General features: G+C 45.1%; 19 protein-coding genes and 2 pseudogenes. All 21 read left to right on the forward strand.

Features of this window, described 5'->3' with window-relative positions; translation table 11 throughout:
* A complete protein-coding gene (flgK, locus tag AC3CH4_RS03870; protein WP_237290787.1) occupies positions 1–1881 on the forward strand; it encodes a flagellar hook-associated protein FlgK in 1881 nt (626 codons plus the stop codon).
* A gap of 10 nt (positions 1882–1891) precedes the next feature.
* Positions 1892–3085 (forward strand): flagellar hook-associated protein FlgL, encoded by a 1194-nt coding sequence (gene flgL, locus AC3CH4_RS03875; protein WP_017095941.1) that lies wholly within the window; start codon positions 1892–1894, stop codon positions 3083–3085.
* A 423-nt stretch (positions 3086–3508) separates the two neighbouring features.
* Positions 3509–4645: a flagellin gene (locus AC3CH4_RS03880; protein ID WP_017085293.1), complete on the forward strand. Its 1137-nt coding sequence runs from the start codon at positions 3509–3511 to the stop codon at positions 4643–4645.
* A gap of 701 nt (positions 4646–5346) precedes the next feature.
* Positions 5347–6480 carry a flagellin gene (locus AC3CH4_RS03885; protein ID WP_017095940.1) on the forward strand — a complete coding sequence of 378 codons (1134 nt, stop codon included), beginning with the start codon at positions 5347–5349 and terminating at the stop codon, positions 6478–6480.
* A 637-nt stretch (positions 6481–7117) separates the two neighbouring features.
* The gene (locus AC3CH4_RS03890; protein WP_017087934.1) at positions 7118–8248 is read left to right on the forward strand and encodes a flagellin; all 1131 of its coding nucleotides are present in this window, start codon (positions 7118–7120) and stop codon (positions 8246–8248) included.
* Between the two features lie 81 nt (positions 8249–8329).
* Complete coding sequence (flaG, locus tag AC3CH4_RS03895; protein ID WP_017087933.1) at positions 8330–8755, forward strand: flagellar protein FlaG; 426 nt, start codon at positions 8330–8332, stop codon at positions 8753–8755.
* Positions 8756–8777: 22 nt separating this feature from the next.
* The gene (gene fliD / locus AC3CH4_RS03900) at positions 8778–10805 is read left to right on the forward strand and encodes a flagellar filament capping protein FliD (RefSeq protein ID WP_488543326.1); all 2028 of its coding nucleotides are present in this window, start codon (positions 8778–8780) and stop codon (positions 10803–10805) included.
* A 3-nt stretch (positions 10806–10808) separates the two neighbouring features.
* The gene (fliT, locus tag AC3CH4_RS03905) at positions 10809–11114 is read left to right on the forward strand and encodes a flagellar protein FliT (RefSeq protein ID WP_004736193.1); all 306 of its coding nucleotides are present in this window, start codon (positions 10809–10811) and stop codon (positions 11112–11114) included.
* Positions 11115–11126: 12 nt separating this feature from the next.
* Complete coding sequence (gene fliS / locus AC3CH4_RS03910; RefSeq protein WP_017087931.1) at positions 11127–11537, forward strand: flagellar export chaperone FliS; 411 nt, start codon at positions 11127–11129, stop codon at positions 11535–11537.
* A 227-nt stretch (positions 11538–11764) separates the two neighbouring features.
* On the forward strand, positions 11765–13231 hold the full coding sequence (locus AC3CH4_RS03915) for a sigma-54 dependent transcriptional regulator (RefSeq protein ID WP_004736195.1): 1467 nt from the start codon (positions 11765–11767) through the stop codon (positions 13229–13231).
* A gap of 185 nt (positions 13232–13416) precedes the next feature.
* Complete coding sequence (locus AC3CH4_RS03920) at positions 13417–14457, forward strand: sensor histidine kinase (protein WP_017076823.1); 1041 nt, start codon at positions 13417–13419, stop codon at positions 14455–14457.
* A 33-nt stretch (positions 14458–14490) separates the two neighbouring features.
* Positions 14491–15900, forward strand: a complete 1410-nt coding sequence (locus AC3CH4_RS03925) for a sigma-54-dependent transcriptional regulator (RefSeq protein ID WP_146457865.1) — start codon at positions 14491–14493, stop codon at positions 15898–15900.
* A gap of 132 nt (positions 15901–16032) precedes the next feature.
* Positions 16033–16344, forward strand: coding sequence for a flagellar hook-basal body complex protein FliE (gene fliE, locus AC3CH4_RS03930; RefSeq protein WP_004736198.1), 312 nt, complete (start codon positions 16033–16035; stop codon positions 16342–16344).
* Between the two features lie 16 nt (positions 16345–16360).
* Positions 16361–18103, forward strand: coding sequence for a flagellar basal-body MS-ring/collar protein FliF (gene fliF / locus AC3CH4_RS03935; protein ID WP_146457863.1), 1743 nt, complete (start codon positions 16361–16363; stop codon positions 18101–18103).
* Positions 18096–19157, forward strand: a complete 1062-nt coding sequence (gene fliG, locus AC3CH4_RS03940; RefSeq protein ID WP_004736200.1) for a flagellar motor switch protein FliG — start codon at positions 18096–18098, stop codon at positions 19155–19157. The genes fliF and fliG overlap by 8 nt, the downstream gene beginning before the upstream one ends.
* 124 nt (positions 19158–19281) lie before the next feature.
* Positions 19282–20082: a flagellar assembly protein FliH gene (fliH, locus tag AC3CH4_RS03945; RefSeq protein ID WP_488543327.1), complete on the forward strand. Its 801-nt coding sequence runs from the start codon at positions 19282–19284 to the stop codon at positions 20080–20082.
* The gene (gene fliI / locus AC3CH4_RS03950) at positions 20082–21401 is read left to right on the forward strand and encodes a flagellar protein export ATPase FliI (RefSeq protein ID WP_010439337.1); all 1320 of its coding nucleotides are present in this window, start codon (positions 20082–20084) and stop codon (positions 21399–21401) included. Before fliH ends, fliI begins: the two co-directional genes overlap by 1 nt.
* Before the next feature lie 19 nt (positions 21402–21420).
* Entirely contained in the window at positions 21421–21858 is a 438-nt protein-coding gene (fliJ, locus tag AC3CH4_RS03955) for a flagellar export protein FliJ (RefSeq protein WP_017076818.1), read from the forward strand.
* Between the two features lie 182 nt (positions 21859–22040).
* Positions 22041–22455 (forward strand): annotated as a pseudogene (locus AC3CH4_RS03960) (flagellar hook-length control protein FliK); the annotation flags it as partial.
* Positions 22456–22529: 74 nt separating this feature from the next.
* Positions 22530–24170: pseudogene (locus tag AC3CH4_RS03965) on the forward strand (flagellar hook-length control protein FliK); the annotation flags it as partial.
* 117 nt (positions 24171–24287) lie between these two features.
* Complete coding sequence (gene fliL, locus AC3CH4_RS03970; RefSeq protein WP_017087926.1) at positions 24288–24776, forward strand: flagellar basal body-associated protein FliL; 489 nt, start codon at positions 24288–24290, stop codon at positions 24774–24776.
* The last annotated feature ends 4 nt before the right edge of the window (positions 24777–24780 follow it).

Here is a 24780-nt window from a genome sequence, read left to right on the forward strand (position 1 = left end):
ATGGCGTCGGATCTTCTGAATGTAGGGGCACAAAGTGTTCTTACGGCTCAGAGACAGCTCAACACCACAGGTCATAACATTTCTAACGCCAACACAGAGGGCTATAGCCGCCAGTCTGTGATTCAAGGTGTGAATGACCCGCGCCAGTACGGTGGGCAAACCTACGGTATGGGTGTGCATGTGGAAAATGTTCGCCGCTCTTGGGATCAGTTTGCCGTTAAAGAACTTAACTTATCGACAACTAATGCCGCTAACAAAAGCGATACCGAAGCTAACCTTGATCTGCTGTCTGGCATGTTGTCATCGGCGGCTTCGAAGAAGATTCCCGAGAACCTCAATGAGTGGTTTGATTCTATTAAGACACTCGCCGATACCCCGAATGATGTGGGTGCGCGCAAGGTCGTGCTAGAGAAAGCTGGGCTTTTAACTAAAACCTTGAATGAATTTCATGAAACGGTACGTCAACAATCTGATTCTACCAACAAAAAATTAGAAGTCGGCATCGAACGTGTTAACCAAATTGCGGTTGAGATTCGTGACGTTCAGCGTCTGATGATGCGAACACCAGGACCTCATAATGATTTACGAGATCAGCACGAAAAGCTGATCAATGAGCTATCTGGCTACACCAAAGTGACGGTAACGCCGCGATCTAATGCGGAAGGATTTAACGTCCATATTGGTAATGGTCATACCTTAGTTTCTGGTAGTGAAGCAAGTCAACTGAAGCTAGTTGACGGTTTACCTGATACGCATCAGCGTCGACTGGCGATTGTTGAAGGTAAGTCTTTGAAGCCGATTACCAGTAATGATATCGATGGGAAAATCGGTGCCATGCTCAATATGCGAGACGAACACATTCCTGACATCATGGATGAGCTTGGGCGTTTGGCGACGGCTTTCTCGGAGAAAGTAAACTCACTTCAATCACAAGGTTTAGATCTCAATGGCAACGTTGGCCAAGATATTTTCACCGATGTGAACTCTGAGCGAGTGGCAAAATCACGCGTGACGGCTGGTAGCCAATCAAAGGCTGATGTTGCCGTATATATTGATGACACCTCTGCCTTGAAAGGTGGCGAGTATGGTCTTAAGTATGACGGCAGTGACTATGTCGTGACCAAGCCGGATGGTGAAACGGTAAAAGTCAGCACTAATTCAGCAGGTAATGCTTTTTATCTAGATGGGATGCGAGTCGAAGTTCGAAACCCGCCGGAATTGGGTGAGAAGCTGTTACTGCGTCCAACGCGTAACTTTGCTGCTCAGATTCAGATGGAAACCAAAGACCCTAGAGATATTGCCGCACAAAGTTATGAAGCCTCGACCACGTTCGCGAAAGGCTCTGCGGGGTTCAAGATCTTAGCGGCCGGTCAATTGCGTGAGTTTGAAGTGATTGTTTCACCAAAAGGTGAGCAGTTTGCCGTGACTGATCCGAAAGGCAATATTTTAATGCAGCCTCAGCCGTACCCACCTGAGGGGCCTGTTACGATTAATGGCACGACTTTCGAGTTGACCTCTGGAGCCGTGGCAAACGATAAATTTACGGCAAACCTTGTCCCATCAGAGGGTGACAACGGTAACTTACGTAAACTGCAAGATCTTCAAACTGAAAAAGTTTTGAACGATGGTGAATCTACGATTTTAGAGCTTTACCACAACTTGAATACTAATACGGGGCTGAAGTCATCAACGGCAAATCGTCTGAGTGATATCGCTAGGTTGGAAAAAGAGTCAGCTCAAGAACGTATCGCTTCAGTGTCTGGAGTTAACCTAGATGAAGAAGCGGCAAATATGATGAAATTTCAGCAAGCGTATATGGCCTCTTCGCGAATCATGCAAGCAGCCAATGATACGTTTAACACTATTTTGGCTCTGAGATAGGAAGGTATAAATGTTGAATCGCATCTCTAGCTTCCACAATTATCAGTCAGTACAAAATGACTTGCGCCGTCAAGAAAATAAGGTACATCACAATCAAGCGCAACTTGCTTCCGGTAAGAAGTTGCAGTCGCCAAGTGATGATCCGTTGGCTACGCATTATTTGCAAAACATTGGTCAGCAGTCAGAGCAGCTTAAGCAATATGGTGACGCCATTGTCTTGGTCCGCAATCGATTGGAGCACCAAGAAGTAATGATTTCTAATTCGGAGGATTTTGCAGATGAAGCAAAACGTACCGTGATGGAAATGGTAAATGGTTCGTTATCACCAGAAGATCGTCTTGCAAAGAGGCGTGAAATTCAAGAATTAGCGAGTAATTTTTTGCATATGTCTAATTCTCAAGACGAGTCAGGTAACTACACATTTGCTGGCACTAAGCCGAAGAATCAACCCTTCTTTCGAGATAATAAAGGTCATGTCAGCTATGCAGGTGATGATTACCAACGCAAGATGCGTGTTGCAAGTAGTTTTGAAATGGCGATGAATGATCCGGGCAGCAAGCTGTTTATGGAAATCGATAACCCATTTGGTGATTATGAGCCTCAATATGATTTGAAGCCGGCCTCTGCATTGTTACTTGAACGAGCCACAAATGAGTCTTTTCAAGATGATTCAACTTACAAAATTACTTTTGTCGATATGCAAAATGGTCAGTTTGCTTATCAACTAGAAAAAGATGGTAGTACTGTATCTGTGGAAGATTTTGAACCATCTAAAGGTATTGAATATGAAGGTTTGAGTATTCAAATCAAAGGTCAAATCACCAAAGGCGACTCGATTACTTTGGAGCCAAGAAGCTCATTTTCAATATTTGACACCTTCCAAGATGCAGCAGAACTTGCAGAATCATCCGTGTCTGACGCATCAGCGACGGCAAAGTTGCAACAAGCAACCGAAGAGTTCCATGCTGCGTTTATTCATTTGACCAAAGCGAGAACGGATGTCGGTGCGCGATTGAATACGCTGGATATCCAAGAACAGCAACATGAAGATTTTAAGTTGTCTTTAGCCAAAGCAAAAAGCAACTTTGAAGATTTGGATTACTCGAAAGCCATCATTGAGTTCAATGAAAACTCACGAGCATTGCAAGCTTCTCAACAAGCGTTTGGTAAAACCAAAGACCTGACCTTGTTTAACTATATTTAATGATCAATCGGTATTTAGTGGTGAACTAACACTCACCATTGAAGTTAGATTCTTTGCCGTATGTGCTATGCCGTACGAGCGAATCACTTCAACCTTTGCCGGTTTTTTATACAGGGTGTCATCTGTTTGAAAATAGCGGCAAAAAGCGGCAATGGGTCAATGAAGGTACTTTTTGTTCCCTAAGCCAGTTAAACCAAATCGAGTTAAGTTTTAATTTAAGTGATTGATTTTATGTATATTAAAATTCAATTAAAACAGTATTAAACTTGGCATATAACTTGTATATGTATTGGTCATAAAATGATTTATACAGATCTTAAACCTTGCATAGGGTTTAGCGAGTAATACACGGTCAGTGCTTATCCATATGAGAGTAAAGCTGGCCGCTTCGCAGAAAGTTTGCGAACTCATAAGGAGAGCAAAATGGCTATTAATGTAAGCACTAACGTTTCTGCTATGACAGCACAACGTTACCTGAATAAAGCGTCTAATGATTTAGCGACCTCTATGGAACGTTTGTCATCAGGGCATAAAATCAACAGCGCGAAAGACGATGCAGCCGGTCTGCAAATCTCTAACCGTTTAACGGCGCAATCACGTGGTTTAGACGTGGCAATGCGTAATGCCAATGATGGTATTTCAATTGCACAAACCGCTGAAGGCGCGATGAATGAATCAACCAACGTACTACAACGTATGCGTGATCTGGCGATTCAATCATCAAACGGAACTAATACCGCAGCTGAACGTACCGCGCTCAATGAAGAGTCTTCGGCACTTCAAGATGAGCTTAACCGTATCGCAGAGACAACCTCGTTTGGTGGTCGTCGTCTGTTGAATGGTTCATTTGGTGAAGCATCATTCCAGATTGGTTCTAGCTCTGGTGAAGCGATGATTATGGGCCTTACTAGTGTTCGTGCTGATGATTTCCGTATGGGTGGTACAACGTTTGATTCTGAAAACGGTAAAGACAAAAGTTGGGAAGTACCAGCACAAGCTCGCGATCTTAAGCTCGAATTTAAAACAAAGTCAGGTGAAGACATCGTTTTAGATATTAATACCAAAGCGGGTGATGATATCGAAGAGCTTGCTACTTACATTAATGGTCAATCTGATCTTGTGAACGCATCGGTTACCGATGATGGTCGCATTCAACTATTTGTTGCTGAACCTGACCTTGAAGGGGCTATGTCTATTTCTGGTGGCTTAGCTTCTGAGCTAGGTATTAAGAGTGAAGGTCGTGCAACATCGGTTCAAGATATTAGTTTGATGAGCGTAGCAGGATCACAGAATGCTATTAGCGTGATTGATTCTGCAATGAAATACGTAGATTCACAGCGTGCTGATTTAGGTGCGAAACAAAACCGTCTAAGCCACAGTATTAACAACTTGGCAAACGTTCAAGAGAACGTAGACGCTTCAAATAGCCGAATCAAAGATACGGACTTTGCGAAAGAGACGACGCAAATGACCAAATCACAAATTCTGCAACAAGCAGGTACTTCGATACTTGCTCAAGCAAAACAGTTGCCTAACTCTGCAATGACACTATTGCAATAGTTATTGGTTGAACTTGCTGCTCGTGTTCAGACGTGAGCCATGCAGCAAGGGAAACTGGCAAGCATACTTACTATGAGTGTTTAGCTCTCTCATCTCTCACCTGCTATTCATTTTTACGGTAAGAATGCAACGGCGCGTCAGAAATGTGTTCATTTCTCGATGATCTCCACACAGGCTCTGACCTGCCAACTAGCCCCGGTTCTCTCAAAGGAAAAGGGGCTTTTTCCTTTCTGTTCTTTATATCTCTGTTTCCTATATTTCTTATTTTTACCTTTTTGTTTTCCTGTCTTTTGCGTTTCCCCACTGGTTTCTAACTTTAGTTTTCTGATCCTTAAGTTTCCATTCAACCCATTTTCTTCGTTACAAATGCTCTCCTTGGCTAGATAAATTGCATAATCTTTATGCCCATCAATGATCTTTGGTGATTGATCATTTCTGAGCGTTGACCAATTTTAACGACGCTTAGCGTGTTTTTTGAACAAATTAGGATCTTTACCTAATTAAATACAATAGCTGCTTTAGAAAATCAGTAAATTTAACCTACTGATAAATATCAAATTAATATTTTATTTGTGGTTTTTTAAAAGTTTTTCTAAAGCTTCGGGATTTTGAGCCGTTATTAAAAGTAACTTTGAGAGAACTACTTGGTTTTCCGAGACGTCGGAAACCGCTATACCGGAAAATCAATTGGAGAAATCACCATGGCAGTGAATGTAAATACAAACGTTTCAGCGATGACAGCGCAACGTTACCTAAACAACGCAAACAGCGCACAACAAACATCAATGGAGCGTCTAGCTTCAGGCTCTAAAATCAACAGCGCGAAAGATGACGCTGCGGGCCTACAAATCTCTAACCGTTTGAACGTTCAGAGCCGCGGCCTTGATGTTGCTGTACGTAACGCGAACGACGGTATCTCTATTGCACAAACTGCTGAAGGTGCAATGAACGAGACAACCAACATCCTGCAACGTATGCGTGATTTGTCTCTACAATCTTCAAACGGCTCAAACTCAAAATCTGAGCGTGTAGCGATTCAAGAAGAAGTAACAGCATTGAATGACGAATTAAACCGTATCGCGGAAACAACGTCTTTCGGTGGCAATAAGCTGCTTAACGGTACTCACGGTACTAAATCATTCCAAATCGGTGCGGATAACGGTGAAGCGGTAATGCTTCAACTGAAAGACATGCGCTCTGATAACGCTCAGATGGGTGGTAAAAGCTACCAAACTGAGAACGCGAAAGACAAAGACTGGAACGTTCAAGCTGGCGCAAACGACCTAAAAATGTCGTTCACTGATAACTTCGGTCAAGCACAAGAAATCGATGTGTCTGCGAAAGCGGGCGATGACATCGAAGAGCTAGCAACGTACATCAATGGTCAACAAGATTCTGTTAAAGCGTCTGTAACTGAAGACGGCAACCTACAAATGTTTGCAGGTAATAACAAGGTTGAAGGCAGCGTTGAGTTTTCTGGTTCACTTGCGGGTGAACTAGGCATGCAAGCGGGTAAAGAAGTAACGGTTGATACGATTGATGTAACGTCAGTTGGTGGTGCACAAGAATCTGTTGCAGTAATCGATGCGGCCCTTAAGTATGTAGATAGCCACCGTGCTGAGCTAGGTGCTTTCCAAAACCGTTTCGACCATGCTATCAGCAACTTAGACAACATTAACGAAAACGTTAATGCATCTAAGAGCCGTATTAAAGATACCGATTTCGCGAAAGAAACGACCCAGATGACTAAGTCTCAGATCCTTTCTCAAGCTTCAAGCTCGATCCTTGCTCAAGCGAAGCAAGCTCCGAACTCGGCACTTAGCCTACTAGGTTAATCGATTGAAAAGCCACGTTGCCACGTTGGTTATAAGCGCTGTTGACTATAAGCGTTGTTGATCATAAGCGTTAACGTTAGGCCTCCACAAATTAGCTCGTGGTGAGAGATGAGCGCTAAACAAACCCAGCTTCGGCTGGGTTTTTTATTGCCTGTAATTTGGCGAAGGTGTATTTGGAAAAGTGCAATGTTGGTAAGCAGGAGCAAAAGCGAGATTCCCTATCACGTTCGTTCCTCACTGTAGGGAATGACGACTATAGAGAGGTAGCCATCCATTGTTTACTTGAATCGAAGTCGTTGGCCGTCATCCCAGAATCGAGTAGAACGAGATATCAGGGATCTTTTTTGGTTTTTATATTCAACACCACGCCCATTAATCCAAGCTGAATGGAAACTTTAGCGAATGTCGCTCGATTAATTGAATCCCGATCACACTTTTCTTTGTTGTTGAAAAGAATATGAAAAAAAGCACATTTTTTATTAAAGCTTCTAATTAAGGGGCCGTTAAAGGGATTGAGAGAAATGATATGTACCAATGTAAGGTGAGAGAGACACTGGTGCATAAACAAAATTGACATGTATTTGTGTGAGGTGAGAGTCACATAAGTACATTAAAAAATGCCTAAAGGAGATCAACTATGGCGATTAATGTAAGCACTAATGTGTCTGCAATGACGGCTCAGCGCTACCTAAATAGCGCGGCTGAAGGTACTCAAAAATCAATGGAGCGTTTGTCTTCTGGCTATAAAATCAATAGCGCAAAAGATGATGCTGCAGGCCTACAAATTTCTAACCGCTTAACGTCGCAAAGCCGTGGCCTAGATATGGCTGTGAAAAATGCGAATGACGGTATCTCTATTGCACAGACAGCTGAAGGTGCAATGAATGAGTCAACCAACATTCTGCAACGTATGCGTGACCTTTCTCTTCAATCTTCAAATGGTTCAAACAGCAAATCTGAACGTGTTGCGATCCAGGAAGAAGTCTCTGCTCTAAACACAGAACTTAACCGTATCGCTGAAACGACCTCTTTTGGTGGTAACAAGCTTCTTAACGGTACTTACGGTAGCCAATCTTTCCAAATCGGTGCTGATTCTGGTGAAGCAGTAATGCTGACTATGAATAACATGCGTACTGACACTCAAGACATGGGTGGCAAAAGCTACGGCGTAGAAGAAGGCAAAGATGCTTCTTGGCGTGTAGGCGCAGGTTCTGATCTGACTATCAAATACAACGATAAGTTTGGTGAAGCTCAAGAGCTGTCTATTTCTGCAAAAGAAGGCAACGATATCGAAGAGCTAGCAACGTACATCAATGGCCAAAGTGAAGATGTTAAAGCGTCTGTTGGTGAAGGCGGCAAATTGCAACTTTTCGCTTCAAGTCAAAAAGTTGAAGGTGATGTTGAGTTCGGTGGTAGCCTTGCTGGTGAGCTAGGTATCGGTGCCGCTAAAGACGTTACTGTTAACGATATCGATGTAACCTCGGTTGCTGGTGCGAACGAAGCCGTATCTGTTATTGATGGCGCACTAAAATCAGTGGACAGTAACCGCGCTTCTCTTGGTGCTTTCCAAAACCGTTTTGATCATGCAATCAGCAACTTAGATAACATCAACGAAAACGTTAATGCATCTAAGAGCCGTATCAAAGATACCGATTACGCGAAAGAAACAACGGCAATGACGAAGTCTCAAATCCTGCAACAGGCGAGTACTTCTATCCTAGCTCAAGCGAAGCAGTCACCATCAGCAGCTCTAAGCTTATTGGGCTAAACTTACCTTGGTAAGTAGTGGTAAACTCTACTCTGGGTAGAGTTTTACTGTTTGGCTCATAAAGGAGGGAGGGAGAGTGTTATGGAAATTCCATCCAACGCATCGAACATCCAGCCTTATGGCTCACCTAATGGCATTAAATTTGCAAGCGATGAAGGTAGTAGTGCGTCGAACATTTCACGACTGAAAGAAGCAACATCTTATGGCAAGGTAGAAAAATCGAAAGAGCAAGCTACCGAAGCGGCGATTCAATTAGCTCAAGATAGACAGCAGTTAAACGATGAAGAGCGAGTCAAGATGGTAGAGAAGGTAAATGAGTTTGTCTCCTCTCTCAACAAGGGTGTTGCCTTTAAAGTCGATGAAGAGTCGGGGAGAGATGTGGTCACTATTTATGAGACCACCACTGGTGATATTATTCGCCAGATTCCTGATGAAGAAATGCTTGAAATTCTAAGACGCCTAGCAGCCCAAAATTCAAATAGTAGAATATTTGAGGTGAAGGTTTAAGTCGTATTATTGAGGTGGTTTAATGAGTTTTGGCCCAATGGGGATTTCGTCTGGCATGGATATCAATTCCATGGTCAGCAAAATTGTTGATTCGGAGCGTGTACCTAAACAGCAACGAATTGATAATGAACGAACGCGAATCGATACCAGCATTAGTGCCTATGGAAGACTCAGAGAATCCCTTGATTCGATGAAAAACCTGATGACAAACTTTCGTCAGGAAAAAGCTTTTGCTGTGCGAACAGTTGAAAGTACCGATGAAGGTCTTGTCTCTGCAACCGCGACTACCGAAGCGATCGCTGGCAAATATGCCATCGATGTGTTGCAGCTTGCCCAGAGTCATAAAGTGGCTTCTGATGTACTGTCAGAGGACATGAAATTTGGCCCAGGTAAGCTGCAGGTTTCGCTCGGTGATGATAGCTTTGATGTGCAAGTCGGCGACAGATCGAAACTTATCGATGTCGTTCGCAGCATAAATGGCGCAGATAGCAATCCAGGCGTTCGCGCATCTATTATCAATGATGTCGAAGGCCCACGACTTATTGTCGCCTCAAACCAGTCTGGTTCAGATCAGCAGATCAGCATTAATGTAGAGTCTGATGCTGCTAACCCTCTCAAAAAACTCGAATATAAAACTCTAGAAGAGCGCGTGAAAGCACTAGAGAAAGCGCGCCTTGCTGCACAAGATGTTCTTGCTCTAACCCCTGCAGGAAAAGCGGTTGAAATCATCGATGAAGCGATCGCTAACGATGACCCAAATGCGAGTGAAAAACTCGATGAAGACGGAAATGTTATCCCAGCAACCCAAACCGATTCTGCCTCAGATGTTGACGGAGACTCTCAAAGTCTTAGCTACGGCGAGCAAGCTGCAGCAGATGGTCAAGCTGCCCTAGACGCAGCTAAGGCGTCAAAGTCTGTGATGCCCGAAGACAATATCCCAGGTTGGACTGAGACAGCCTCAGGAACTCTTTTAGATTCTTACTACACACCAGAACTTGAGCTTGATGAAAAAGCGATAGAGAAGGCGCCTGACGTGCCGGGGTGGTCAAATGCTGCCTCGGGTACTCTGACCGATTCCTACGTGACGCCGAAAGAAGCTCAGCAAAAGCTGGAAGCTGAACAAGCGCGTATCGAAGATAAAATTTCACAAGAAAAAGCCGATTTGGCTGAGAAAGTTCAAAAAGGCGAATTGACCGCGGAACAAGCCAAAAAAATTGAGCGTGCGAAATTAGAACCCGAAGAGCGTGAGCTTTTAGAGAAAGTCGATAAAGCGCAAGCTGAGCTCGAACAGGCACAACAGTCTTTTGATACCTATAGCGGTATGGCTGAAGTTCAGGCGGGGCAAGATTCAATGGTCGTTCTAGACGGCGTTGCACAGCTTTCGAGTAATAACAATGTGATTGAAGATGCCGTAGAAGGTATCGATATTACGGTGAAAGGCAAAACGCCAAAAGATAAGCCACCGGCCGAAATCGGTGTTGAGTACGACCGTAATAGTGTGCGCCAAGACATTGAATCTTTCGTTAACTCTTACAATCAGTTTTATCAAGTGTCTAAGAACTTGGCGGGCGTTGATCCAACGACTGGCCAAAAAGGGCCGCTTTCTGGCGACAGTACTGTACGTAATGCCGACTCGCGATTGAAAGGGGTGTTCTCATCAAGTATTGAAGGCGCGCCTGATAATCTCAAGTCATTGACTGAATTTGGTATCACGACCACAAGGCAAGGCTCGCTAGAAATTAACTACGACATGCTTGATCGTCAACTTAATAATAACTTCGATAAGTTGGGTGAGTTCTTTGGCGGCAACAATGGTTTCGCCAAAAAAGTGGAAGATGCGATTCAAGGTATCACAGGTATCACAGGTTCGATTCGTACTAGAGAAAAGAGCTTAGTCGAGCAAAACTACCGCTTGGTTGATGATCAAAGCGCACTCGATCGCCGCATGGACAGCCTAGAAAACCGCACACATTCTAAGTTTACTGCCATGCAAGATGCGACTAGCAAGATGCAATCCCAGCTGGGCAGTATGATGAATGCGTTGGGCTAATAGATGAACAGTCAGCTGCAAGAGCTTTGTGAACTCGATCAATTAATTATCTCTAAGCTTGAATTTAGTGAAATTAATGCTGAAGAAATAACGCGGCTTGTCGATAACAGAGAACAGTTATTGCAAAACGTGCTTCAAATAATCGACTCACACCCCGACGTTAAGCAAAGTTCTGAATGGTTTGAAGCCATTACCAGAACCAGAAAATTAGTCGAATTGATGCAGTCTGAGACAAGTCGAGTAGGTAAGACCCTACACAAATACCGTCACGGCGCTAAATCAGTTCAACAATACAAAAAGTTTTTATAAAAGAGGTTTACTATGCGCGGTTCTTTACAGGCATATAAAAAGGTATCAGTGGATAGTCAGCTAACAGCTGCCTCACCGCATAAGATTGTACAAATGCTAATGGCTGGTGCTATCGAGCGCTTGATTCAAGGTAAAGCGGCAATGCAAGCGGGCAACATCCCAGTGAAAGGCGAGCGACTTGGTAAGGCTCTGGATATCATTATTAGCCTACGTAGTTGCCTGTCTATGGACGATGGTGGCGATATTGCGAAAAACCTAGATCAACTTTATGAGTTCATGATCACGCAAATTTCTGCGGCAAATCACAAAAATGACCCACAGGCTATTGATGATGTTATCGATATTATCCGCGAAATTAAGAGCGCTTGGGACCAAATTCCGAACGAATATCACAACTTGACGTCTGCTGACGTAGGTATTTAAAGAAAAATTGCAGTTTTAACCAATCTCATATCCCTTAATTGGTTGGTTGCCTTATTTTTTTAATCAAATAAAATAGAAGCCATTAGATAGCCTAGTGGCTTTTTTCGTTGCTGATTTCCTAAATTTGTCCACGTAGACCATAATCATTGATACTTTTCTCTGTTTTATCGATTACGTCGCTCACCGTTTTCCGCATCGCACCAAAATAAAGGCAATAATTCCTACTTATGCAAGGTTTGGCAAAACTGCTTGTCGTCGACGATAGCGCTCAAGATCGTCACAATTTAAGCACAATATTAGAGTTTGTAGGAGAGAGCTGCGAAGTAATCAGCTCTGAACAAGCACGTAAAGTTGACTGGTCACTACAGTGGGCCGGCTGCATTATTGGTACCATTAAAGGTAAAGGCTTCAACGCATTACTGAATGAAAAGCTTGTTCACGCCAATCACATCCCTTTACTGGTGATTGGTAAAAACAATCACCCGGTTGACGAGCTAACTAACTATGTTGGCGAGCTTGAACTTCCTCTTAACTACCCGCAATTAAGTGATGCATTAAGGCACTGTAAAGATTTCTTAGGCCGCAAGGGCGTTCAAGTGGTGTCTTCGGCACGCAAGAACACACTGTTTCGCAGCCTAGTAGGGCAAAGTGCTGGCATTCAAGAAGTACGTCACTTAATTGAACAGGTCTCTTCTACGGAAGCGAACGTGCTGATTCTTGGTGAATCTGGTACCGGCAAAGAAGTCGTAGCGCGTAATATTCACTATCACTCTAAGCGCCGTTCTGGGCCTTTCGTGCCTGTGAATTGTGGTGCTATTCCACCAGACTTACTCGAAAGTGAGTTGTTTGGTCATGAGAAGGGCGCATTTACTGGTGCGATTACCGCACGAAAAGGTCGCTTTGAATTGGCTGAAGGTGGCACACTGTTTCTTGATGAAATTGGCGATATGCCAATGGCAATGCAAGTTAAGTTGTTGCGTGTACTGCAAGAGCGCTGTTTTGAACGCGTAGGTGGCAACAGCACCATTAAAGCTGACGTTCGTGTGATTGCAGCAACACACCGCAATCTTGAAGACATGATCGACGATGACTCGTTCCGTGAAGACCTTTATTACCGCTTGAATGTATTCCCGATTGAAATGCCGGCGCTTCAAGATCGTAAAGAAGATATTCCACTGTTGCTTCAAGAACTAATGACTCGAATGGAAGCGGAAGGCAGTATGCCTATCTGCTTCACGGCTCGTGCTATCAATTCTTTGATGGAGCACTACTGGCCAGGTAACGTTCGCGAGCTAGCGAACCTCGTTGAGCGAATGGTTATCCTGTATCCGAATAGCTTGGTTGATGTGAATCATCTACCCACTAAATATAGATACAGTGATATCCCTGAGTTCCAGCCTGAATTTAATCGCTTTGTGTCGGAAGAAGAGCAAGAACGTGATGCACTTTCTGATTTGTTCTCAGAAGATTTCAGCTTTGACCAGCAAGATGATCTTGCCGATAACGCGAATGCGCCTCAAGAGTTACCACCAGAAGGTGTTAATTTGAAAGAGCTGTTGGCGGATATGGAAGTGAACATGATTAACCAAGCCTTGGAAGCGCAGGGTGGCATTGTTGCCCGTGCTGCAGACATGCTTGGAATGCGCAGAACCACTCTGGTTGAAAAAATGCGTAAGTATAATCTACAGCGATAGAGCTCAGATTCGTGTTCAGCGATATCAAATTAAGACGGGTGTTGAGTTAAAGCATCGTTTTGGTTGAGAGAATAGAGAGGGCATAGTCGAGTTGTTGCTTGCTTAACTATGTGATAAATATAGCAAATAGCCTGACGCGTGTTTTACGTGTCAGGCTGTTTTAGTATTTGAGGCAAATTTTTGACATGCACGGATCTAACGAATCAGAAAATCAGTCACACCTAGATTCAGTTGAACAGCAGGTTGAGCGCTATAAGCAAGTGCTTGATGTGATGCCAGCAGGTGTCATCTTGTTAGATACTCATGGTGAAGTAAGGGAAGCGAACCCAGAAGCGCACCGAATTTTAGGTGTGGAACTGGTGGGCGAGAAGTGGTTTTCGGTTATTCAAAGTGCCTTTGATCCAAAAGACGATGATGGACATGAGATCTCACTGAAGAATGGGCGTAAGGTTCGTTTGGCTATTTCAGCTTCTACCACGGGTCAACTTATCTTGATTACCGACCTGACAGAAACTCGTCTTCTACAGTCTCGCGTGAGTGATCTTCAGCGCTTGTCGTCGTTAGGCAGAATGGTAGCCTCGTTGGCACACCAGGTTCGTACGCCACTTTCTAGCGCCATGCTTTATGCATCAAACCTTGCCGCGCCAAACTTACCGCCGGCAACAAAGACACGTTTTCAATCTAAGCTTATGGATAGATTGCATGACTTAGAGAAGCAAGTGAACGACATGCTGTTGTTTGCCAAAGGTGGCGACAACAAGGTTGTGAAGCCATTTACCGTTGCTGAACTGATCACTGAATTTCACCCAATGGTGGAAGCGGCATTAAAATCGAACCAGATTGATTATTGCCAAGAAGTGGAAGGCGAAGAGACTCAGATGTTTGGCAATGCTAATGCTATAGCTTCTGCTCTGAGCAACCTAGTTTTGAACGCAGTGCAAATTGCGGGTAAAGAATCGCAGATTGATGTTTTTTTTAGGCCCGTAAACGGCGAGCTTAAGATATCAGTGCAAGACAGTGGCCCCGGCGTACCGAAAGAGCTTCAAGGTAAAATTATGGAACCCTTCTTTACCACTCGTTCGCAAGGTACAGGTCTAGGTTTAGCCGTTGTACAAATGGTCTGTCGAGCACATGAAGGCCGACTGGAATTGATATCAGAAGAAGGGGACGGCGCATGCTTTACCATGTGTCTACCGCTGGAAAGAAGCGCTTCTTCTGAAGACTAATACGTTTTAACTGAATTTACACTGGAGAATCCTATGGCTCAAAGCAAAGTGTTAATCGTCGAAGATGATGAAGGTCTACGCGAAGCCCTTGTCGACACTCTCGCGCTTGCTGGCTATGAATGGCTGGAAGCGGATTGTGCGGAAGATGCTCTGGTAAAATTGAAATCGAACTCCGTTGATATTGTTGTCTCTGATGTGCAGATGGCAGGTATGGGCGGCTTAGCACTGCTAAGAAATATCAAGCAGCATTGGCCAAATCTACCAGTATTGTTGATGACAGCGTATGCCAACATTGAAGACGCCGTTGCCGCAATGAAAGAGGGCGCTATAGACTATATGGCAAAGCCATTTGCGCCTGAAGTACTGCTTAATATGGTGAGCCGTTATGCTCCGGTAAAATCGGATGATAATGGCGATGCCATCGTTGCCGATGAGAAAAGCATCAAGCTAATGATGTTGGCTGATAAGGTGGCTAGAACCGATGCTAACGTCATGGTTTTGGGGCCAAGTGGTTCTGGTAAAGAGGTGATGTCTCGCTATATTCACAACGCTTCGAGCCGTAAAGACGGTCCGTTTGTTGCGATTAACTGTGCCGCGATTCCAGATAACATGTTGGAAGCAACACTGTTTGGCTACGATAAAGGCGCATTTACTGGTGCTATTCAAGCTTGTCCTGGTAAATTTGAGCAAGCTCAAGGCGGTACTATTTTGTTGGATGAGATCAGTGAAATGGATCTTAGCCTACAAGCGAAACTACTGCGCGTGTTGCAAGAGCGCGAAGTTGAACGTCTTGGTAGCCGTAAGAGTATCAAACTGGATGTCCGTGTTTTGGCAACCAGTAACCGCGACCTAAAGCAGTATGTTTCTGAAGGGAATTTCCGTGAAGATTTATACTATCGTTTGAATGTATTTCCAATTACTTGGCCAGCACTGTGTGAACGTAAAGGCGATATTGAGCCGCTTGCGAAGCATTTGGTTGAGCGCCATTGCACCAAACTTGGTATGCCCGTTCCTATTCTGTCCGAGCAAGCCATCAGTAAGCTCGTCAATTATCCGTGGCCGGGTAATGTGCGTGAACTGGATAATGTCGTTCAGCGCGCTCTAATTCTGAGTGAGCAAGAAAATATTTCAGGTGAGCACATCTTACTTGAAGGTGTCGATTGGCAAGACGCAAGTGGCCTACAGCAAATTGTTGAAGGCAACAGTGTTGCAGCGCCAGAAATTAAGCCGATTGCTGAAGCGAGTCCAATCAATAAACTGGCAGCCAGCAGCGAAGGGTTAGGTAATGAGCTTAGAGATCAAGAGTATGCGATTATTCTTGAGACGCTGATCGCTTGTAATGGCCGACGCAAAGAAATGGCAGAAAAGTTGGGCATTAGTCCTCGTACATTGCGTTATAAGTTGGCAAAGATGCGCGATGCTGGGATAGATATCCCAAACTGAGGATAGGTTAGTAGTGTCAGCTTTCTGACTAGTGTATTACGATATCTAGTCAATTTAATGTGTGGCACGCTAATTGCTCTGTCAATAATACAGCTAAATAGATAGTCATAATTTTGACTCCTGAGGTAGTAGATGAGAATAGATGGTTTACAAGGCGAAATGCAGGCAATGATGGTTGAAGCTGCTAGCGCGCGTCCTGCTGCAACGGGGCAAGCGGTCGGTGCAGATTTTGGCAACATGCTGACGCAGGCCATTAATAACGTGAACTCATTACAAAAAACCTCAGGTGATCTTCAAGCTCGTTTTGATAGTGGCGACCAAAGCGTGTCTCTATCGGACGTGATGATTGCTCGTAATAAATCTAGTGTGGCTTTTGAGGCGACGATCCAAATTAGAAATAGATTGGTCGAATCGTACAAAGAGCTGATGAATATGCCGGTATAAGTTGGGTAATTAAATAGTGGCAGATAATAGTCAAACAACAGATTTAACCGTAAGCGATAGCAATGACCATGCACTCATTGCAGGTTCGGAGCTTGATGGGGAAGGGCAAAATCCCGATCTAGGTGAACGCAGTTCCTCTAAGTTCGATATGGCCGTCGGTGATCTCGATTTACTTCGTCAGGTCGTCTTAGTCCTATCTATTTCTATCTGTGTAGCGCTAATTGTGATGCTGTTTTTCTGGGTGAAAGAGCCAGAAATGCGTCCATTAGGGGCTTATGAAACAGAAGAGTTGATTCCCGTGCTTGATTACTTGGATCTACAAAAGATCGAATACACTCTTGAAGGTAACACTATCTCGGTACCGGCTAGTGAGTACAACTCATTAAAGCTTAATATGGTACGAGCGGGTTTGAATCAAGAGCGAAACGCAGGTGATGACATCCTCATGCAAGACATGGGTTTTGGTGTATCACAACGTGTCGAGCAAGAGCGCCTTAAATTAAGTCGTGAAAGACAGCTTGCGAAAGCCATTGAGCAGATGAAACAGGTACGTAAAGCTCAGGTTTTATTAGCCTTGCCAAAGCAGAGTGTCTTTGTTCGTCACAATCAAGAAGCCTCAGCTTCCGTATTCCTGACTCTGAAAACGGGCACTAACCTCAAGCAGCAAGAAGTTGACTCTGTTGTCGACATGGTGGCAAGTGCCGTTCCGGGAATGAAAACCTCGCGTATCACGGTGACCGATCAGCATGGCCGACTGTTGAACTCAGGTTCTCAAGATCCGATGTCAGCTGCGCGTCGTAAAGAACATGAGTTAGAGCGTAATCAAGAGCAAGCGCTGCGTGAAAAAATCGACTCTATCCTAATTCCTATTCTTGGGTTTGGTAACTATACCGCTCAGGTTGATATTCAGCTTGATTTTAGTGCTGTGGAACAAACGAGAAAACGTTTTGATCCGAATACGCCAGCGACTCGAAGTGAATACACGTTAGAAGATTACAACAACGGCAACACTGTGGCCGGTATTCCTGGCGCTTTGAGTAACCAACCCCCTGCAGATGCTTCAATTCCTCAAGATGTCGCTCAGATGAAAGACGGTGCGATGACGGGGCAGGGATCGGTTCACAAAGAAGCGACTCGAAACTTCGAGCTCGATACCACCATCAGCCATGAACGTAAACAGAGCGGCACGGTTAACCGTCAGACGGTATCGGTAGCGATAAAAGACCGTCAATCACTGAACCCTGATACGGGCGAAGTGGTTCATACGCCAATCCCTGCCAGCGAAATTAATGCGATTCGTCAGGTACTGATTGGTACTGTCGGCTTTGATGAAAGTCGTGGCGATTTACTCAATGTGTTAAGCATGCAGTTCGCACCACAAGTGACGGATGTTGTCGCTGATGTGCCAATTTGGGAGCATCCAAACTTCAATGATTGGGTACGCTGGTTTGCGAGCGCGTTGGTTATTATTGTCGTGGTATTGGTACTTGTTCGCCCTGCAATGAAGAAACTGCTTAACCCAGCAGCTGACGACGATGATCAAATGTACGGCCCTGATGGTATGCCAATTGGTGCCGACGGCGAAACCAGCTTAATTGGTGGTGATATTGAAGGTGGCGAGTTGTTTGAATTTGGTTCAAGCATCGACTTACCAAACCTTCATAAAGACGAAGACGTGCTGAAAGCAGTACGTGCACTTGTAGCGAATGAACCAGAGCTAGCAGCTCAAGTAGTTAAGAATTGGATGGTAGATGGCTAACGAAATAGTTCCACAACAAACGGAAGGCGGTGAAGTGCTTGATGTCTCTAGCGTGGATATCGATTCTATCTCAGGCGACGAACGTGCTGCGATCTTGTTGCTAAGTTTAAATGAAGAAGATGCTGCTGGTATTATTCGTCACCTAGAGCCAAAGCAGGTTCAGCGTGTGGGTAGTGCAATGGCGCGAGCGACTGATCTATCCCAAGAAAAAGTGGGAGCGGTTCACCGTGCTTTCTTAGATGATATTCAGAAGTACACCAACATTGGTATGGGCAGTGAAGACTTCATGCGTAATGCGCTGGTCGCTGCCTTGGGTGAAGACAAGGCGAATAACCTTGTTGACCAAATTCTTCTTGGTACTGGCTCGAAAGGTTTGGACTCACTGAAGTGGATGGATCCTCGTCAGGTGGCGAGTATCATCATCAACGAGCACCCTCAGATTCAAACCATTGTGTTGTCGTACCTCGATTCTGATCAGTCGGCTGAGATTCTGTCTCAATTCCCAGAAAGAGTTCGTCTGGATCTGATGATGCGTATTGCTAACCTTGAAGAAGTTCAACCTTCGGCTCTTGCTGAATTGAATGAAATCATGGAGAAACAGTTTGCGGGTCAAGCGGGTGCTCAAGCTGCCAAAATTGGTGGCCTGAAAGCCGCGGCTGAGATCATGAACTACATGGACAATAATGTGGAAGGCGTCTTGATGGATCAAATCCGAGATCAAGACGAAGATATGGCAACGCAGATTCAAGATCTTATGTTTGTCTTTGAAAACCTTATTGAAGTTGATGACCAAGGTGTTCAACGACTGCTGCGTGATGTTCCACAAGACGTTCTACAGAAAGCGCTTAAAGGTGCTGATGACGGTCTACGTGAGAAGATCTTCAAGAACATGTCTAAACGTGCTGCCGATATGATGAGAGACGACATTGAGGCGATGCCGCCAGTAAAAGTCTCCGACGTGGAAGCGGCTCAAAAAGAGATATTGGGTATTGCGAGGAAGATGGCAGACAGTGGCGAGATTATGCTGTCTGGTGGCGCCGACGAGTTCCTTTAATACAGAAACCTCAAGAGCCCCACACTGTTGGGGCTTTTCTTTATCCAATCTCGAACCCAAGATTAACTCCGTTCACGGCTTGAATTTACAATGCAGCTGGACGCATTCATAGATAGGTACTGATATGTCAGGTGATAGAAAACGCGGCTTCCTTCGCCCTGAAGAAGATAATACGGTTGCCCAACCTCAAAAATGGGGGTTGCCTGACTACACCTCTGATGTGAATAAACAAGCCAAAGAAACGGCCTTTAATTACGATCCTAGTTGGATGCCGACGGTTGAAGAAGCCATTGAAGACGAAGAGCTTATTCTGACTGAAGAGCAAATCGAACTGATTAAGCAAGGTGCTTATCAAGAAGGGCTTCATCAAGGGCAAGAAGCTGGCTTTAAACAGGGTTACGATAAAGGTAAAGAAGAAGGGTTTGCTGCAGGCCACGAAGAAGGCAACCAAGCCGGCAAGCTTGAAGGCGTGACTGCTGGTCAAGAGTACATTCAGCAGCAAGTTGCCATCTTTATGGGGCTAGCCAACCAGTTTGCTCAACCGTTAGAGCTGATGAACGCTCAGGTAGAGAAGCAATTGGTGGACATGGTACTGACCATGGTCAAAGAAGTGGTTCATGTTGAAGTGCAAACCAACCCACAAATCATATTAGATACCGTCAAAGAGTCGGTCGAGTCGTTGCCGATCTCAGGTCATGCGATCACATTGAAGCTTAATCCCGAAGACGTCGCGATTATTCGTTCTGCGTATGGCGAAACTGAATTGGATTGCCGCAATTGGACGTTAGTTGCAGAGCCGGCACTCAACCGTGGTGACGTACAAATCGAAGCGGGTGAGTCGAGCGTTAACTACCGCATGGAAGACCGTGTGAAAAACGTCATTCAAAACTTCTGTGGCGCAAACCGTCATCAGGGTCATGAGTAATGCTTGAATTAGCAAATCGTCTTAGCCAATACAAAGTCGAAGGGCTAAAATCGCGACCAATTGCCTCTGGTAAGTTAGTACGCGTTGTTGGCTTAACGCTTGAAGCGACCGGCTGTAAAGCACCCATCGGCAGCCTGTGTTTAGTAGAAACCATGTCTGGTCAGATGGAAGCCGAAGTCGTCGGCTTCTCTGGCGATAACTTATTTTTGATGCCAAGTGAACAAATCACAGGGATACTACCTGGCGCTCGTGTGACCCCCGTGACCACTGAAAGCGGCATCCCTGTCGGAATGGAATTGCTTGGCCGAGTGATAGACGGTGTGGGTAATCCACTTGATGGGCTAGGTCCCATCTATACCGAACAACGCGCTTCATTTAATGCTGAGCCAATCAACCCTTTAGCTCGAAAACCGATTTCTGAACCGCTTGATGTCGGCTTGAAGGCCATAAACGGTTTGCTGACGGTAGGTAAAGGTCAGCGTATTGGTCTGTTTGCTGGTTCCGGTGTCGGTAAGTCGGTTACGCTCGGGATGATGACTCGAGGCACAACCGCGCAAGTGGTGGTGGTAGGTCTAATTGGTGAGCGTGGACGAGAAGTTAAAGAATTTATTGAAGAGATTCTTGGCGAAGATGGACGCAAACGATCTGTGGTGGTCGCTGCTCCTGCGGATTCATCGCCACTGATGCGATTGAAAGGTTGCCAAACTGCACTGGCTGTCGCTGAGTACTTCCGCGACCAAGGTTTAGATGTTCTTTTATTAATGGATTCATTGACCCGTTTTGCTCAGGCTCAGCGTGAAATTGCTCTGTCTGTGGGTGAGCCGCCAGCAACCAAAGGTTATCCGCCATCAGTATTCGCCAAGCTTCCTGCGCTGGTGGAACGTGCGGGTAACGGCAACGATGAACAAGGTTCTATCACGGCTTTCTTTACCGTTTTAACTGAAGGTGATGACTTACAAGACCCCATTGCCGATGCGTCACGAGCGATTCTTGATGGTCACATTGTTTTATCGCGTGAGATGGCCGATGCCGGACATTATCCTGCGATTGATGTCGAGAAATCCGTCAGTCGTGTTATGCCGCAAATCACCACCGAAGAACATGTATTGATGTCGAAAGCGGTGCGCCAAGTACTGTCTATCTGTCGTAAAAACCAAGATTTGGTATCGATTGGCGCTTACAAACCGGGGACTGATCCTGCTATTGATAGTGCCTTCACCTTGAAACCGAGGTTGGATGAGTACTTACAGCAAAAAATGAAAGAAACGGTTCCCTATGACATGTGTGTCAACATGTTGAAACATGTATTGGGTGGCTAACGAGTGAATAAGGTTAGTCATGGATAACGCATTAGAATTTTTGCTCGACCAAGCCAAGGATCAAGAGAACCAAGCTGTACTCGCGCTCAACAAAGCGAATTCGGAGCTTCAAGGTTACTATGAGCAGGTCGCTCAGATTGAAAAGTATCGACTTGATTACTGTCAGCAACTTATTGACCGCGGAAAAGCTGGACTCACAGCGAGTCAGTACGGTCACTTGAACCGTTTCTTAACTCAACTAGATGAAACATTATCTAAACAGAGAGAAGCGGAGCACCATTTTAAAAACCAAGTCGACAACTGCCAAAACTACTGGATGGAGCTACGTAAAAAGCGTAAATCCTACGAGTGGTTGATGGAGAAAAAACAGAAAGAGAAGGCAAAGCTGCAAGATCAAAGAGAACAAAAGCAAATGGATGAGTTCTCGACGCTGATGTATGGCCGAAAGAAGATGTGATCCTAAGCCCTGAATGACGCAGGTGTTGTCGTTCAGATTGTGAGAACAGAACTAATAGGCATGTTTCTTGCTCCGTTTTATATAAAATTGCGCGTTATGCCCAGCAAAGGCATAAAAAGCACCCGACTTTCTTTTTGTTGTCCGATTTATGGCAGCAAAGCTAGTAGATAGAGCTTGTATATATGAATGTTAGCCTTTCCTCAAATTCAGCGACCAACAAAACGTCATCGTTGTTGGACACCGGTTCTGCCTCTTCCAAGGTAGAAGAAACCGGAGACTCTAAAGGTTTCTTAGAGTCTTTTAAAGAAGCGCTAGGCTTTGAAGAAAGTGGCAGTAAAGCGGCAGTAAAAGACACTGATGGCGCCCCAAAATCAGATGAAAAACAGACCTCTTCGGAAGACGAAGTATCGGCTGAAAAGACTAAAGGTGATTCAACTGAGTCTAAGATCGCTGATGAGGCTAGCGAAGCTCAAACCAAGCAGGCTAAAGCAGCGGCGGATGCTGAAAATACGGCTACTAGCAACACCGCCACTGAACGTACGTCTGAACTAAATTCACAGTCGAGCGATAAAGCCTCGTCGAAACCGTCTGGTGACGATACCTTGGCTGCGGCTCAGCCCAAAGCTGACCAGTCCCAGAAAGCTCTAGTTAATAGTGATTCTGATTCACAATCCGCAGAGCTGAATACTCAGGGGGCATCTCAAGCTAGTGCTGCGATGAGTGAAGGCAATAAATTGCTTGGTCAGTTGGACGAGGCAAACAAAACACTGAATCAACCTGACAACGGCAAAGGCTTGCCTCAGCAAGTGAAGGCTGATGAAGCTCAAGGCAAGATTGTAGGTGCCACTGCTGTGGGCGTTCTTGCGACCGACACCATGGGTAAACCGGCACAACAAACCAATGCAACAAATCGAGAAAACGGTCTTGAGATCGATTCTGAAATTGCCGTGCTTACCGGAGGTAAGGGTGTATCACAGTTGACTGATGATGAAATTCGACAGTTGATGGATAAAGGCGTCACCCCAGAACAAATTGAAGCGAGTATGAGTCGAGAGTTGCGCCAAAAGAACGCGGCCAGTGCGGTTGCTGCCGATCAGAGTCAAGTACTCTCAGCAGCGGATATGGAACTTGCAAAACAGGTTGATGCCCATACCAAAGCGTTAAACCAATTGAATGGACAAATCGAATCAGAACAGTCTGTTGTCGATGGTCTGGTTCAAAAGCAACAAAGTGGCACTAAGTTGACGGTCGATGAGCAAGCTGCGCTGGCTCAAGCAACCTCTAACTTAGAAGTATTGAATCAACAGCTAACCAATGCTCAACAGCAAGCAACGGCTTTACTAAGCCAAGCTCCGAACGTGAACAGCACTCCCGGTGAACCCGCCGCTATTGATTGGGACAACACTGATTCAAATGAAGCCAAAGCCTTAGCCTCGGTGGCATCAACAGCGGCAGTAGCGACGGCTGCACAACAAGTATCAGCGCAGGCCGCTTCTCAATCAGCAAATAATGCTCTTACGGATAAGGCGGCAATGCTGCACGCCAATAATGCGCATGCGGCTCAACAGGCAGCGGCTCAACAATTACAACAAGGGAATGCAGCTCCAATGCAGCAGCAAGCGGCCTTAGATCCTAGCTTAACGGCACAAAGCCTAGCGATGAATGCAACGCCAGCGGCCACAAAAGCAGGCTCGACTGACGCGCTTCTTAAAGCGGGCGCTGGTGCCGCTGCATTGTCTGGTTTGGGTAAAGCGGGTGCTAAAGAAGATTCTAAAGACTCGACGTTTGCTCAGCAGATTGCTTCTGCGGCTGGCGCACAAGGCACAGCAACGGTTGGTTCAGCACCTACACGAGCTGAAATTCAAGCTGCTCAACAAGCGCCTTTACAGCTCACCAAAGAGCTAGCCAATGAGCAGGTCGCGGAAAAAGTTCAAATGATGATGTCTAAGAACCTCAAGAACTTGGACATTCGCCTCGACCCACCAGAATTGGGTCAGATGAAAATCCGCATGACCATGAATAATGATGTGGCGAACGTGCATTTTACGGTTAGTAATCAACAGGCAAGAGATGTGATTGAACAAACCTTACCTCGCCTGAGGGAGATGCTTGCTCAACAAGGTCTACAACTAGCCGATTCGTCAGTTCAGCAACAGAGCTCTGGTCAGGGGCATGATAGATACAACAATGGTGAGCAACAATCCGGCACTAACCGCACAAATGATGGCCAAGGGGATGAAAACCTTGATAGTGGCAGCAATCTTGAATTGAATGTCGCATCAAAGCGTGATGGAATTAGTTATTATGCCTAATATCAGGCTAAGAAAGAACGCTTGGTTAATAGAAAGAGCCATCAGTTAAGAGAAAGTACTGTTAGTTAATAGAAAAACCCGTCAGTTAATCGAAAGAACAGGAAGTTAGAGTAAAGTATGGCAGAAGAACAAGATGCACCTAAAGGGAAGAGCAAGCTCCTTATCATCATTATTGCCGTAGTCGTGTTACTGCTTGGTGTAGGTGGTGCGCTGCTCTTTTTCTTAGGCTCTGATGATAGCGCCTCTGAATCTCCGTCCCAGCCAGCAACTGCTGTGGTCGCTGCAGAGCCAGTTATGTATGTTAATATCCCTCAGCCTTTTTTGTTCAATGTGACAGGTGATAAAAAAGATCGCCTAGTTCAGATAAAAGCACAGATGATGGTTCGGGGCAGTAAGAATGAAGACCTGGCTCGTTACCACTCGCCACTTGTGGAAAGTACGCTCTTGGCGACGTTCGCCTCGGCAACAGTCGATCAATTGCGTTCACCCACTGGGCGAGTTGAACTGCGTAACAAGGCAACGGAAGATATCAAAGCAAGTCTGACTCAAGCTGTTGGCCAGCCTGTGATTGAAAAAGTGCTATTCACTGATTTTGTGATTCAGTAGGTAA

This window comes from Vibrio sp. QJM3NY_26, assembly GCF_057786005.1.

Excerpts from the sequence above, each read along its gene's own strand:
- flgK (WP_237290787.1), top strand. The coding sequence starts at position 1 with ATGGCGTCGGATCTTCTGAATGTAGGGGCACAAAGTGTTCTTACGGCT.
- flgL (WP_017095941.1), top strand. The coding sequence starts at position 1,892 with ATGTTGAATCGCATCTCTAGCTTCCACAATTATCAGTCAGTACAAAAT.
- AC3CH4_RS03880 (WP_017085293.1), top strand. The coding sequence starts at position 3,509 with ATGGCTATTAATGTAAGCACTAACGTTTCTGCTATGACAGCACAACGT.
- AC3CH4_RS03885 (WP_017095940.1), top strand. The coding sequence starts at position 5,347 with ATGGCAGTGAATGTAAATACAAACGTTTCAGCGATGACAGCGCAACGT.
- AC3CH4_RS03890 (WP_017087934.1), top strand. The coding sequence starts at position 7,118 with ATGGCGATTAATGTAAGCACTAATGTGTCTGCAATGACGGCTCAGCGC.
- flaG (WP_017087933.1), top strand. The coding sequence starts at position 8,330 with ATGGAAATTCCATCCAACGCATCGAACATCCAGCCTTATGGCTCACCT.
- fliD (WP_488543326.1), top strand. The coding sequence starts at position 8,778 with ATGAGTTTTGGCCCAATGGGGATTTCGTCTGGCATGGATATCAATTCC.
- fliT (WP_004736193.1), top strand. The coding sequence starts at position 10,809 with ATGAACAGTCAGCTGCAAGAGCTTTGTGAACTCGATCAATTAATTATC.
- fliS (WP_017087931.1), top strand. The coding sequence starts at position 11,127 with ATGCGCGGTTCTTTACAGGCATATAAAAAGGTATCAGTGGATAGTCAG.
- AC3CH4_RS03915 (WP_004736195.1), top strand. The coding sequence starts at position 11,765 with ATGCAAGGTTTGGCAAAACTGCTTGTCGTCGACGATAGCGCTCAAGAT.
- AC3CH4_RS03920 (WP_017076823.1), top strand. The coding sequence starts at position 13,417 with ATGCACGGATCTAACGAATCAGAAAATCAGTCACACCTAGATTCAGTT.
- AC3CH4_RS03925 (WP_146457865.1), top strand. The coding sequence starts at position 14,491 with ATGGCTCAAAGCAAAGTGTTAATCGTCGAAGATGATGAAGGTCTACGC.
- fliE (WP_004736198.1), top strand. The coding sequence starts at position 16,033 with ATGAGAATAGATGGTTTACAAGGCGAAATGCAGGCAATGATGGTTGAA.
- fliG (WP_004736200.1), top strand. The coding sequence starts at position 18,096 with ATGGCTAACGAAATAGTTCCACAACAAACGGAAGGCGGTGAAGTGCTT.
- fliH (WP_488543327.1), top strand. The coding sequence starts at position 19,282 with ATGTCAGGTGATAGAAAACGCGGCTTCCTTCGCCCTGAAGAAGATAAT.
- fliI (WP_010439337.1), top strand. The coding sequence starts at position 20,082 with ATGCTTGAATTAGCAAATCGTCTTAGCCAATACAAAGTCGAAGGGCTA.
- fliJ (WP_017076818.1), top strand. The coding sequence starts at position 21,421 with ATGGATAACGCATTAGAATTTTTGCTCGACCAAGCCAAGGATCAAGAG.
- fliL (WP_017087926.1), top strand. The coding sequence starts at position 24,288 with ATGGCAGAAGAACAAGATGCACCTAAAGGGAAGAGCAAGCTCCTTATC.